12 protein-coding genes are annotated in these 13,227 nt (G+C 44.7%); all 12 read right to left on the bottom strand.

Translation table 11 applies throughout. From position 1 onward, the window contains the following. Positions 1-54 precede the first annotated feature (54 nt). A complete protein-coding gene (locus tag VGB26_10330; protein HEX9758178.1) occupies positions 55-2,937 on the bottom strand; it encodes an MMPL family transporter in 2,883 nt (960 codons plus the stop codon). A 108-nt stretch (positions 2,938-3,045) separates the two neighbouring features. Beyond that, on the bottom strand, positions 3,046-4,407 hold the full coding sequence (locus tag VGB26_10335; GenBank protein HEX9758179.1) for a DUF1302 family protein: 1,362 nt from the start codon (positions 4,405-4,407) through the stop codon (positions 3,046-3,048). Continuing rightward, on the bottom strand, positions 4,408-5,220 hold the full coding sequence (locus VGB26_10340) for an outer membrane lipoprotein-sorting protein (protein HEX9758180.1): 813 nt from the start codon (positions 5,218-5,220) through the stop codon (positions 4,408-4,410). A gap of 573 nt (positions 5,221-5,793) precedes the next feature. Next, a complete protein-coding gene (locus VGB26_10345; protein ID HEX9758181.1) occupies positions 5,794-6,867 on the bottom strand; it encodes a methyltransferase in 1,074 nt (357 codons plus the stop codon). Between the two features lie 220 nt (positions 6,868-7,087). Next, on the bottom strand, positions 7,088-7,606 hold the full coding sequence (locus VGB26_10350; protein HEX9758182.1) for a molybdopterin-dependent oxidoreductase: 519 nt from the start codon (positions 7,604-7,606) through the stop codon (positions 7,088-7,090). Between the two features lie 60 nt (positions 7,607-7,666). Further along, complete coding sequence (locus VGB26_10355; GenBank protein ID HEX9758183.1) at positions 7,667-8,296, bottom strand: histidine phosphatase family protein; 630 nt, start codon at positions 8,294-8,296, stop codon at positions 7,667-7,669. A 19-nt stretch (positions 8,297-8,315) separates the two neighbouring features. Then, entirely contained in the window at positions 8,316-8,996 is a 681-nt protein-coding gene (locus VGB26_10360) for a molybdenum cofactor biosynthesis protein MoaE (protein ID HEX9758184.1), read from the bottom strand. Between the two features lie 54 nt (positions 8,997-9,050). After that, entirely contained in the window at positions 9,051-9,818 is a 768-nt protein-coding gene (locus VGB26_10365) for an ABC transporter permease (protein ID HEX9758185.1), read from the bottom strand. Positions 9,819-9,823: 5 nt separating this feature from the next. Next, positions 9,824-11,044 carry an ATP-binding cassette domain-containing protein gene (locus VGB26_10370; protein ID HEX9758186.1) on the bottom strand — a complete coding sequence of 407 codons (1,221 nt, stop codon included), beginning with the start codon at positions 11,042-11,044 and terminating at the stop codon, positions 9,824-9,826. Continuing rightward, positions 11,041-11,556 carry a cyclic pyranopterin monophosphate synthase MoaC gene (moaC, locus tag VGB26_10375; protein HEX9758187.1) on the bottom strand — a complete coding sequence of 172 codons (516 nt, stop codon included), beginning with the start codon at positions 11,554-11,556 and terminating at the stop codon, positions 11,041-11,043. Before moaC ends, VGB26_10370 begins: the two co-directional genes overlap by 4 nt. Before the next feature lie 499 nt (positions 11,557-12,055). Beyond that, positions 12,056-12,595, bottom strand: a complete 540-nt coding sequence (locus tag VGB26_10380; protein HEX9758188.1) for a GspMb/PilO family protein — start codon at positions 12,593-12,595, stop codon at positions 12,056-12,058. A 19-nt stretch (positions 12,596-12,614) separates the two neighbouring features. Next, the gene (locus VGB26_10385; protein ID HEX9758189.1) at positions 12,615-13,220 is read right to left on the bottom strand and encodes a PilN domain-containing protein; all 606 of its coding nucleotides are present in this window, start codon (positions 13,218-13,220) and stop codon (positions 12,615-12,617) included. Positions 13,221-13,227: the final 7 nt, after the last annotated feature.

Here is a 13,227-nt window from a genome sequence, read left to right on the forward strand (position 1 = left end):
TAATCCTTTTTTAAAAACATACCCGAACCCATTTTTTCTCAAAGGAAACTCAATCTAGTGCCTTAGCCCTCTGGATAGAAATTTCGGTTTCAAAAGGAAAACCAAAGCGGGTAAAATGGTCACCGCTCCCACACTACTGGTCAACATGGCCAAAGGTACCAATATTCCCTCCATATGAAGGTAGTAACCTGGAAACACCAGAGTAAAACATCCCGCAGAGATGGCAAAGGCTACTGTTAAAACCGCCTTCCCAGCGGTTGTTAATGTCACACCCAACGCTTTTTCAAGGTCCCCTTCCCGCTTCCATTCCTCACGAAGGCGGAAAAGAATATAGATCGCATAATCGGCTCCCATTCCCACGGCCATGGCTGAAATGGCAGCCGTCCCAATACCAAGGGTTATCCCGGTGAGTCCCATGACCCCAAAATTAATTAATACGGCTAAAGCCAGGGGGAGCAAAACCAATACCCCTCCCAAAAGAGACCGCAGAACAAGGGTTGAAACAATAAAGGCGATCAAAGCAATTTGAAAAACATTTTTTACCTTTCCTTCGACCATGGTTTTATTCAAAGCGACCGTAACAGGGGCGCTCCCGGCAACGCCCAAACAACTTTCCTGAACCCCGCAACCTTCAATGTCCTCAATAATGGAAGAGGGACGCGCCCCCCGATTTTTTTCTTTGAGGCCAATGACCCTGAACCCTTGAAAATGTTCTTCCGCATACTGATTCACTTTTTTAATTAATTCTTCCGCCAATTCGGTGCTGTCACTTTTTAAGAAGGCCCAGATCACGGCACTTTGATAGTTATAATCCACCAACCGGTCAAAATCCGCTGGATTCCCCGAAATGGCATAAAGGAAAAGGAACTCCCCGACCTCCCCTTCCGTTTGGGGGATGGCATCATACCGATCATCTCCTCCATGTAAAGAACGATTCATTTTTTTTATGTAATCCACAAAAGATTGCGTCTTACCCACATCCGGAACGGCTCCAATGATTTTCTGTAACCCTTCAATATCCCGCATCACCTGAGGATCTTTTAAAGCTTCCGGTTGCTGGCTTTGAATGAGAACATAAAAGGTCGATGTCCCGCCAAAAGACTGATTTAAGGCCGCATCATCTTGTCGAAACTGGGTTCCCTCAAAAAACTGGGACTTTAAACTATTGTTCACTTTGACCTGAGACGCCGAAACCGAGGAAAAAAGGGCAATGGCCACTGCAACCCATAAAGTGGTTTTGGCCCCGCCCCCTTTGGGTGACCCTTCGGTTAATAAACGCGCAATGGCGCCCAACCCATTGTCTAAAAATCCTTTTTTCCCCATTGAAGGACCTAATGCCGGAGGCCGTAAAAGGATCCGGAAGGCGGGGATAAAGGTCATTTCCAATACAACCGCGCTGAGTATCCCAAACGCGGTCAGCAGTCCAAAGGACTGGAAGGTTTTCAACTCAAAGGTGATCAAAGATGCAAAACTTATTGCCGCCACAAACCCGGCGGTCGCCATAACAGGAATCATTTTAGAAGTGGATTCCACCACCGCAGAACGATGAATATCCGACACCGAATTCCCCTCCTGAACCCTGGAACCCAGCCGGAAAAATTCCTCGTAATACCGCTTAAGAATTTGGAGAGAATGTCCCGCAGCAATGGCCACAATGAGGATTGGGGTAAGGGTTTGCGTCCAGGGATCCAAGGGAACCCGGAACATTCCCATCAAACCGATTGCCCAAATCACACTCATTAGCGCGGTGAAAATCGGGATAATCATCCCTTGAAAACTCCGAAAGGAGAAATAAAGGACAATCATAATCACAAAAAAGGCCAACGGGAAAACAACCCGATTCATCAGTGAGGTGTCTGCCTCTAAGAAGGCTAACGCCACAGGGAGACCTCCGATATGAATTTCCACCGTTGAATCTTTTTCTTTGCTTACGAGTTGGGAGAGGTTTGCATAAATCGTGGAATCACTGATATACCAGTTTTCTCCCTGGTCCGCCCATTGCTTCCAGGAGTCTTCCCCACCCTCAACCTTCTCTTGTGCAGGGGTCTGCCATTTTTTCCATGAGGGTTCTTCCCCTTGGCTTTCTGCTTCGGAGGCTAATTTTTCTTTCGAAGGAGGCTCTTTTTTTTGACCTCCTCCCCAGGTTTCCTCGTTCTGGGTTATTCCACCGGCTCCATTCTCTTTTGAATCAGGTTGGGTCTCTTGGGTTGGATTTTCCTGTTGCCATTTCTTCCAAGGTTCTTCTTTTTGTTCATGGGGCTCCCCTTGGGGTTCACTCTCCGCTTTCCCTTGCCATTTTTCCCAGGGTTTTTCCGGAGAAACATCCCCTTTGCCGTCTGCCGGATATTTTTCTCCATCAGGTTGAACCCCGCCCTCGTTTTCGTTCCCCCCCCGGGCCCAAAACTCCTCTAAAGCGGCACCGCCTTGAAAATCCGTAATGATGGCCGCCGCCCGCCCATCGGGAGAAACCAAACTTCCAACGTATAAATCATTATCAAAAATATTGTCCCGAAGCTCTTTCATTTCTTTATCATTTTCCGGAACTTTCTCCATCAAGCGTTTGATCTCCAATCCCTGGGGACTTGCTATGATGGCTTTGATTTTCCGGTCGGCAATGCTGACCACATTTTCTTCCAAAATTCCGGGAACTTCTTTAACTCCTTCCGTAATCCGTTTAATCTTCCCCAGAATGTTAGGGTTAAAAATATCCCCTTCTTTGGCCACCACACCAATCACCACCACACGGCTTCCCCCAAAACGACGCTCAATTTCATTGTTCAATTTCACATAGGGATGGCCTTGAGGAAGGATTCTTTTAGGATCTAAAACTTTTTCAAGATTTCGAAACTGAAAAGCAAACAGGAGAGTCACCCCCACCACGCCCAGGATAATCCAAATGGGATGGCGGACAATAAACGTTACGTATTGCTTAATCATTTTCTTTTCACCCCACGCTTAAAAAATTGTCCATGTCAACCGGGTACCATCGACCAGACCCGCTTTATGAAAAAAAATGCTCAGGGTCCTCCTGCAAGGGCAGAGGGATTAAAAGGAATATTTAATTTCCGCAAATACACGATCTTGATTGCGAAAAAACCCTACGAAACGAAACTCACCAGGGCCATTTCCGCTTTCAGGCCCCTCAAAAAAATCAGCACCTACCGTAGCCAGGAGGTGATCTGTCATTTGATATCGGATTTTGGGACGGATCACAAACTCAGTATAGGCGGTGAAGTAAAGCATTAGCATTTCAATCACCCAACGTTTATATAAAAGCTCCCTCCTTAAAAAGAGGCTAAAAGCCGATTCAAAGGGTTTCTGCAAAATGGCAGACTGATGATCGGGAATGATTTGCTGGGAGAATTGAAGAGAGACATCAGTCTCACCCATCGAAAAATCCACCAAAAAACCGTATTTAAAAAGATCCCGTTCGATTTCATTTTCGGAAAGACTGCTGGGATCAGGCTCTGTTCCAAAGAATTTTCCCGTCACATAAGCCCCTTCCCCTCCAATGACAACCCCGCCAAAACTTTTGGAATAGGACAAGCCCCAAATTTTAACCCGGGAATAGCGCGGGGTAAAATTGACACTGTCCAAATTTCCCCCAAAACCAAACACACTTCGAAATGCCGCCGGAAAGTCATCCCAGGTATAGAAAAAACTAAAAGCCCCGTCACCTCCCCACATATCCCGGGAAAGGCGAATTCCAATTTCCGTATTTTCCAACGTTAGGGGAGGCTCTGAGATACTGGGGGGAAGTTGAAATTCTTCCCATTCACTTCCCGCAGGAGCAGGTTTATGAAACCGGAGATCTGGGATCCAAATGACCTGGGTATTCCAATCATCGCCAAAATATTCCCCCTTCAAAAGCCATAACGCCCGATACCGGTCCTCCACCCCCTTTAAAATAAACTCTTTAAAATCCAAAGGATTAATTTCATCGGTGATCCGAAATCCCTCTAGAATTCCCCATCGTACGATCTGTTTTCCGATCCTGAAATCGATTCGAGAGGTCGTTATATCCGCATACCCCTCCTTCAGGTCAATCCCGCTGTCAGTTAGATCAAACGTCTCCCCGGTCGTATCCTCCCTTCCCCGAATGGTGTCCTCTTTTTTTAAACTATAAATTCCGTCAAAAAAAGCACGCCCAATTCCAGTCAAACGCACGCTGGGTAGAAGCGCGTATTGGGTCTGAAGCTCAAAAATATTTAAAACCTTTGTGAAGGTGGCGGTGTGTCCAAAGCGAAAGGCCGTTTCATTCTTAAAAAATCCTCCATATTGGAGTGGGAAGGTTCCTTTTGAACCCTCTTCGGAGGCCATGAGTGGGGTAGGTATAATTTCAATAAATAAAATAATCCATAGGATAGGAAAAAATAAACGGACCCAACCAAGATCCAGCCCCAGCAACTATTTTCTCAACCCTCTTTTTAAAACCCTATCTTTAAAATCTTCGTCCTTCAACCCATTATCGAGTTGGAGGTCGCTGATTTCATATATGGTTTTATGGTTTTTTTGAACATTGGTCACTTCCATTTTTTGGTAGACCAAGGCTTTTCCAATTTTTTTCCACTCTAAAGTCTGAGTCTTCAGTAAATCCATTTTGACATCATAATAATCAATTTTTAACGTGCGAAAATCCTTTTTGGAAATCCAAACCAGCTTTTTCCCGTAAATGCCACCTTCCTCTTTGGGCACACTTTCAATCACATAACAGGATTCCCCTTTCAAAAGGTCCTCTTTCACAAACCGATGTGCATCCTCATCCAACCGTCTTTGTCCCATATCCCCAAAAGTTAGGTCAGAACCCATAAAAGCATCGTTTTGGTCCCGGGTACTCAATTGACGGACCGTTCGCAGGCTTGGAAGATAAAGCCAAAGACCATCGGGTTTCCCCGTCTCCGAATAATCCCAAATTAAAAAACCAACTCCCTTGGCATCAGGGGGAAATTCGGTGAAAAAAAGGGTCTTACTATCAAACCCATCCTTTCCACCATAATGTTTCCAATACCGCTGAGTCATAATTTTTCGCTCTTCACCGTCCTTATTGATTAACCGAAGCGTAACCATGGAAATCTGATCTTCCCCCCCATAGAGATTCCGAGCCTTCTCCATGATGTCCATTCCGGACAGTTTGTCGGCCCCCCGAACCATTTCCGGGATTGATAGAAAAAGCCCAATGATTAAAACCAGCATTCCGATCGGTTCGAAGATTTTTTTCATTCCCTCGGTCTCCTTTTTATTGGGTCCATTGCACACACCACCGATGACCCTTTCATATTAAACAAAGGTCAATTCTGATAAAACTCAAACAGGCAATTCTTAGGAATTCTGTTATTTCCACAACCCATTAAAAAACATCCATTGAAACCCTTTCTCATCCCCAAAGGCCCTTCTCCCATTAGAGCAAAACCCATGCCCTAAAAGAAAAAAGAGTAACCTTTTTAAATCAAATGCTTGACTTTATTCCTGAAATCCACCCCCTTTTAACCTGAATTTTTAAAAAAAGGAGAATCCCCAGACCCTTTATGCCCCCGGCCTGTTTATCATTCTTCCCATAGAGTGAAAAGATTTCCCTAATATTTCCTTCCATTGCTAAAATAGAAGTGTTTATCCAAAAAATCGCTCCACACCCCTTTGGCCCCTATGGAAAATAAGCCTACTTTACGGGAAAAGGAAATCTCAAAAGGCCGATTCATCGCCGGGAACTGAACCTCAACGCCCTTGGGCATGAGTAAAACCGGCAACCCCCCAAAAGGAAACTTCGGAAACCTAACCTTATTAAAATGGATAAAACTAGGGTTTCCGTCCTGTTAAAACCGTAAAGGGGGTAGGTTCTGGCATTCGAACCTCTTTGACTTGCAGGAACCCAATTTCCCGGAGCCATTCGGAAAATTCTAAAACTGAATAATTTCTTCCACCGGGGGTATGAATGAGTTGATTAATACCAATTAATGCCGGGAGGAGAGGGCCTGTTTTTTCAGCATTGAGTAATTGTTCCTGAAGAATTAAGAGACCACCGGACTCTAAGGCGTCAAAAGATTTTCTAAAAATGGAGCGGACAATCTCCGGGGGCTCTTGGTTCATCATGGAAGACAGCAATAATACATCATTCCCGGTTGGAAAAACATCTTCCAGGTAATTTCCCTCCTGAGTGGAAACCCGCCCTTCCACCCCAAATTGCTGAATGAACTCCCGGGTAATTCGAAGGGTTTGAGGAAGATCAAACACCAAACCTTTTAACTTTTTATTTTTCCGGCACATAAAAATCGTAAAGGTTCCAGGACCTCCTGCAACGTCCAACATTTGACGCCTTTCCCGAACATCAATGGTCCGAACCAACAGGTTGGCTTGAGCCACACCCCGGTAATGCATTCCCATAATATAATTTCGAACGGCTTCCTCACTTTGATCATGGGGTTTACTAATGGCGGGTTTTCCCTTTACAACCGATTGATAAAGCTCTCCCCAGGGAGAGTACCAGTCTTCAAACATGGAAACGATTCCCCCCTGAAAACGGGGGCTCCCTTTTACAAGAAAAGTCTTAGAAAGGGCACTGTTAGAATAAGCCCCTTTTTTGCGGTTAAGTAATCCCAAAGCGGTGCATCCAATAAGCAAAAGTTCAATGCCCCGTTCATCGGCCCCACATTCTAAGGCCAACTCCTTTGAGGTGGCGGAACGCTCTTTTAACCTGGTAAAAATATCCAAATGGTTTGCCACATGAATGATTTTGGAGTTCCAATAAGCCGAACTGAGTTCCATTACCCTCATGGGGTTTAAATCCCCTTTTTTCTTGGCCGGTTTTTTAGGTTTGGTTTTTCGTCTCAAACCTTGAGAAGTGGATTTTCGTTTCGAGGGGGGTTTTCTCATTCCAAACTCCTTTCAAGCATTCGGGGTAAGGGTCATAGTTTACAAATCATTGACAATATTATCAACTCCAGCATGAACGCTTCGTGATCAGAATGTCACCGCTCCTCAATAGGGAACTTTGAATGTCCCCCGTTGCCTTGGGGGCATCCTTCATTCGATTCCTTCCACACCCACGGCCAAACCCCTCCTTTGGGGGGGATCCACCGTAGGGAAAATCGGCTTAATGAGGGTGAGAACCATGGTCATGGGGATGGTCATGATCATGGTCGTGGTCGTGATCATGGTCGTGATGATGGGATTGAGGAGAATCGATATGGATTAACCCCACACTTTTCACATTGCTGCAACCCACCGTATCCCCAGGGATATATAAACGGATGGGCCCTCCAGATGCTGGTGAGAGGGGTTCTCCATTTTGGCGGTATACGAGAATTCCATGGTTTTCCAATTCTTCCAGTGACAGATTTGCAGTAAATGCTGAATTGCTCGCTCGTACTGTCACCGCCTTGGTTCCCGCTTCGGGTTTTGCAACCTCTAAAATACCTTTCAACAGGATCCCTTCCCCTTTGACGCCCGGGATCACTTTGCCTACGTCTTCCACATATAAATCCTGGGGAAGTCGAAGAAGATCTTCATAGGTCAATTCCAGAGGCCGTGCAACCGAACCATTTATTCTTAAAACAGCCTCGACATTATCTTGAATTTCAAGGTCGTGATCATGATCGTGTAAATCACACATGGGTTTTCCTCCTCAAGCAAAAAATCAATGAATTCCAAAATGAAAGACCCCCAAAAAGGATTAGGGTTCCCGCCCTCCTGGAAGGTGATTCATATAAATTAAATTGGGTTGCCTTTTCCCATAATTCACCCGGCTTGCAGATCCATAAAAAATATTGATCCGCCGGTAATTCTCCACCGGCATTCCCAAAGCCGAGGTCATCGCCACCCGGATCGGGCCCACATGACTGACCACGAGGACTCTTTGATCAAGGTGTTTTGAAATAATACCATCCAATTGAACCTGAAGTCGTCTCTTCAAATCCAAGATGGATTCCCCCCCTTCTGGTTTATAGGAAATCGGGTCCTTTTTCCAAGCCGAAAACCCCTCTGGATAACGGTTTTCAATTTCATCAAATGTAAGACCTTCCCACACCCCAAAATCCCTCTCTCTTAAATCAGGTTTCAGTTCGGCCTTTAAACCCAGCTCTAGAACAATCGGTTCAGCGGTTTGCCGTGTCCTGGCTGTAGGGCTAACATAAATGGCAGAAATATCTTGCCCTCCAAGCCAGCGGGCTAATTCCTTTCCTTGGCCCAGCCCCGCCCCGTTGAGATGGGGATCGTCTTCTGCCTTATAAATCCGATCGTCCTGATAATCCGTGGCGCCATGTCTCAAAAATAGGACAGAACAGGACGGTTCCTTGTCTCTCATCAAACCCTCTTAGAACGGCCTACGGGTGATAATCGACCCAGACTTCCCCCTCAGGGGTCTCTTCTTTTTTCCAGATGGGGGTAATCTGTTTCAATTCATCGATAACCCATTTACACGCTTTGAACGCCTCTGCACGGTGAGCGGCCCCCACTACAATTAAAACAATGTTTTCACCGATGGTAATTTCACCGTAGCGGTGTAGGATACCCACTTCAATAATGTCAAAATCCTTTATGGCCTTTTCTCGAATCTCCAGAAGCCGTTTTTGAGCCATTCCCTCGTAATATTCAAAGCTTAAACCGCCAATGTCTCTTCCCTTGGAGTTGTCCCGGGCAATTCCCAAAAAGGTCACGATACCTCCGATTCCGGTTGAACTCTTTTTAACACGGGCAATTTCTTCATCCACCGAAAAATTCTCTCGCTGGATCCGGACCAATTCTGTCGCTCCCACACTTCCCCCTGCAAAGGGTGGAAGAATTCCCACCTCGTCCTCTTCCTTGACAATGGTATTCTCATCGGCAATCTCTTGGTTAACAGAAACCATGACCTTTTTTTCTTTAACCAGATCAACGACTTGTGGAAACTCTCCCTTGATTTGAAGGAGAACATCTTTGAGTTTCATCCCATTCCCAACCTGGAGAGCGATCTCATCCTTTCCCGCCACTTTTTTTAATACAGCGAAAAGCTTAATTTTTGCCATTCTTAACCCCCTTCCTTATAACACCATTCCAAAATGCAATAGACCTTCTAGGAACTAATCCTTCCGTCTCATAAAAATAAAGGTTGCCCAAACCAATGTCAATACGGCGAAAACCAAAAGGACCGCATGCTCTAGCCATAATGATTGCAAGGTAAAATCCCCCACCAATACCTTCCGCACCCCCTCTACAGCATAATGGATCGGGTTGACGGAAGCAATGACCCCAATCCATGAAGGGAGGAACTCCGCAGGAACCAGGGCCGATGAAAAAAATAAAAGAGGCAGGGTCATGAGGTTTCCGATCACCACCAATGGCTCTTCCCTTTGTAAAACCATGGCAAATCCGTTGGAAAGGGAAGCAAACCCAACTGCCAATAAAAAAATTAAAACCAAAGTAAGCAAAAAAGAAATCCCGCTGACCGGGGTGGCGGCACCCATTACCCAGGCCACCCCAAAAATAATCAGCGTCTGGATTAAAACGGTTACGGCCGAATGTAAGACTCGACTCAAAACAATGGAACTTCGATAAATAGGGCTGACCAACATTTTTGAAACCACTCCAAAATTCAACTCCCTCAACAGGCTGACCCCTGACCATGAAGAACCGAAAAGAACGGTCATGATCAGCACCCCTGGGAGGAAAAATTCCATATAACTTTGAGAGGGAAACCCGGGCATGCTGGAAAAATTTCTAAAAAGTTGTCCGAAGATCAGCAACCAAATCAGAGGTTGCACTAAGGTAAAAAGGGACCATAGGGGCATCCGGAGGGTAATCTTCATATATTTTTGAAAAAGAAACCAGGTATCAAGAAAAAAGTACATTCCCCTCACTCCTTATTTTTTTCGTCTGCTTTCCAATAGGTTTTCGTTTCTTGGTTTTTTGAATGATCCCCTTCTTCTTTGGAACTCCAGGAGGAGGCATCCGAAGGCCATCCTTTTTGGCCACCTGTTTCAGAAACATTCCATTTTTTTGGGTCGTTCTCCCATTCCTCTAGTTTTGGAGACTCTTCCTCTGCTTTCCCTTTCCCCTTTTGCCCTCCCCAGGAACCTCCTTTTTGCCACTTGGCCCACCAGGGGTTTCCATCCCCAGAGTCCGCGGAGTCTTCTATGCGTTTTCCGGTGTATTTTAAAAACACATCGTCCAAACTCGGTCGGGACATGGTTACCGATTTTACCTCTAAATTTTTACTTTGCAGAGATTTTAAAATAAGGGGAATCGCCTCACCTCCATTGGCAACATAAACGCGAACACCTTTTTCCTCCTCTAAAAGATCTTTGACATAGGGTTCTGTCCGGAGGGCCGTAACCATCTGCTTTTGCACGCCGTTCAAACTTTCAAACGATAAGTTCACCGAATCCCCCTTAATTTCATCCTTTAGGGAATCAGGGGTGCCTATGACTCGGATTCGACCTTGATCGATGATCCCTATTCGTTGAGCCAGGGTGTCTGCTTCATCCAAATAATGGGTGGTTAAAAAGACCGTCACTTTAAATGCCTGATTCAACCGCCGGATTAGATCCCATAAGGCCAACCGGCTTTGTGGATCCAGACCCAGGGTGGGTTCATCCAAAAAAAGCAGGCGTGGACGATGAATTAGGGCTGAGGCAATATCCAGCTTTCTGCGCATTCCTCCCGAATAGGTGGAAACCAATTGATCTGCTGAATCCTGAAGATCAAAAAATTGAAGTAAATCTCCCACCCGTTCCCGGATGAGGTGCGAGGAAAGCCGATAGAGTCGTCCTTGAAGGTTCAGATTTTCCCTGCCTGACATAAAATAGTCCACCCCGGTTTCCTGGGCAACATATCCAATGGTTTCCCGAACCAATCCCGCCTGTTTCATCACATCATGGCCGTCCACAAAAGCCGTTCCGGAGGTCGGACGTGAGAGGGTAGTTAAAATTTTAATTGTTGAACTCTTCCCCGCCCCATTTGGACCCAGAAACCCGAAAATCTCTCCTGGATAAACTTCAAAACTTAAATCTTCAATGGCTTTACATCCGGAGGAATAAATTTTCGTTAGCCCATCGGTCTTAATCATCGAGCTCATTTAACACCCAAGGGCTGATTTCGTTTAAAGGGTCCCGATTTTCCGCCCGATTTAGAAAGCAACCCCATACCGGTAAAATACATTCCCTTATCAATGGCTTTACACATGTCGTAAATGGTTAAAGCAGCTATACTGACGGCGGTGAGGGCCTCCATTTCAACCCCGGTTTGTCCACCCACTTTTACCGTTGCGGTAATGGTTATGGAACAAAGGCCATCCTCATTGGGATCGGCCTGTTCTTCAAAAAGAATGTCTACACTGGTTAACAAAAGAGGATGGCACATCGGAATAATATCCGGAGTCTTTTTGGCCCCCATAATCCCGGCAACCTGAGCAACAGCCAGAACATCTCCTTTGGCAATTTTCCCCTGTTGGATTTTTTCCAATGTATTAGGGAGCATAAAAACCTGTCCGGTCGCAACCGCCGTTCGAAAGGTTGCATTTTTCTCTGAAACATCAACCATCCGTGCACGCCCCTCTGTATTAAAATGAGTAAAATCTTGTTCACTCACGACCTCTCCTCCTTCTTTTTTTCTGGAAAGTGTTTCTAACCTAAAAAGGGCCCCTTGAAAAAACAAAATCCCAAGAAAGGTAATCCCTTATATCGGAAAACCTTAAATTACAAAGGATTTAGGCAATTCTCATGCCAAATACCCCATCCGAAACATTTTCCATTTTGTCATTAAGCCTTTGAATTCATTTTCCTTTTTTGGGTATTCCCATTTAAAGACTTTGCCAACCCCAACTGAATTGGAAAAAAAAAAGCATATATTGGAAAAATTTTTCTCCTTTTAGTCGGCTGGTACCCCTTGGTTAAGCTTTCGTAAAAACTATTTCACTTTCACCCGGGCTAGGAAATAGGTTTTGGGTCAGGGTTCTCCTTTTTGAAGGGTGTTACCCACCTTAGGAAGGTCAAATGAATGCCCAATATAAAAAAAAAGGAAGCTGAAACAAAGAGGTTTCCCATTTCCAAGAAAAAGGTCCAAATGGGGGATAAAATTTGGATTAGCTTTACCCCACCCTTCTTTCAACAAGAAAGGTGGAAACCTTCATTTGAGCCTCTACATCCTGGCTTTCCTTCTTTGCCGAATTTTCCACCACCAATTCCTCAATGATTAAAAACTCCTCTGAGGTTTCAAGATCATAGATAAACTTTCGGATTCTATCATAACGATTGTTGATGGTAAAAGAAAAGGATATTTTGGAGAGTCCTTTGAGTTCTAAATCTTGCTGTTGATATGAAATGGAGGGAATGTCAATTCGATGCCGTTTCGCGGTTTTCGAAATAGAAGATATGGTCTCTGAAAAATCTTCTTTGGATTTCAGCAATTCCTTCCATCCTTTCAATTGAACTTCTGCATTTTTTAAAGAATGTATTCGGTTTAATTTTTTTCGAGATTCCTCCCACTGAAATACCGTTTCACTCCGTTTCATTTTATGGGGAAACACAAAACCAATAAACAAAAAAGCATTGGAAAGAAGAACCAATAAAAACAGGAGGGTTCCGATTTTTAATTTCCGATACCGCTTTAAAATTCCCAAATAATCCACTTTATTTTCTCAATTAAAATTATTCTACATAGCGAAAGGTAATCAAAAACTGAATTCTACCCTCTTTGTCTTTTTTTTGGTTCGCCAAAAATATCGTGTCAAAATGAGGTGACTTTTCAAGTTCCAAAATAAACTGGGTTAAACTGTGCAAAGATAACGACTTTCCTTCGATTTGGACCCCGTTATCCTTTCCCTCCGGCTGAACCCTGGAAACTGAAATGTCTCGTGAAACGGGCTCTTCTAAACTGGAGAAAAAAGACGTCCAAGAAAACGATTTGCGTATAATCAGGGCATTGGCAAAATTAACCTCTTTTAGAATATCCTTTTCCCCTAGAGAACCCGCGGGCCCGCCCTCGAAGGTAGCCTTCAAATCATTTTGTTGATTAAGGACCCTTTTAACGCTTTTTTGAAATCGAGCAGTATCCTCTTTTATGGTTTGAAGTTGGGTCAGGCCCATCACAAAAATCAAAGACAACCCTATCGACAGAAAAAGCAAAACCCATTGAAGCAAAATTATAGAACCGTAAGGTTCAGTGGAGAGGTTGATTCGAAAAGGAAGAATGACCTGGGACCTTTTCGGGGAAGGAGGAGGGGTATTTTCGGAGGTGGAGTGGGCCGGATCCATACCTAAA

The organism is Nitrospiria bacterium (assembly GCA_036397255.1).
In the GTDB taxonomy this organism is placed as follows: domain Bacteria; phylum Nitrospirota; class Nitrospiria; order DASWJH01; family DASWJH01; genus DASWJH01.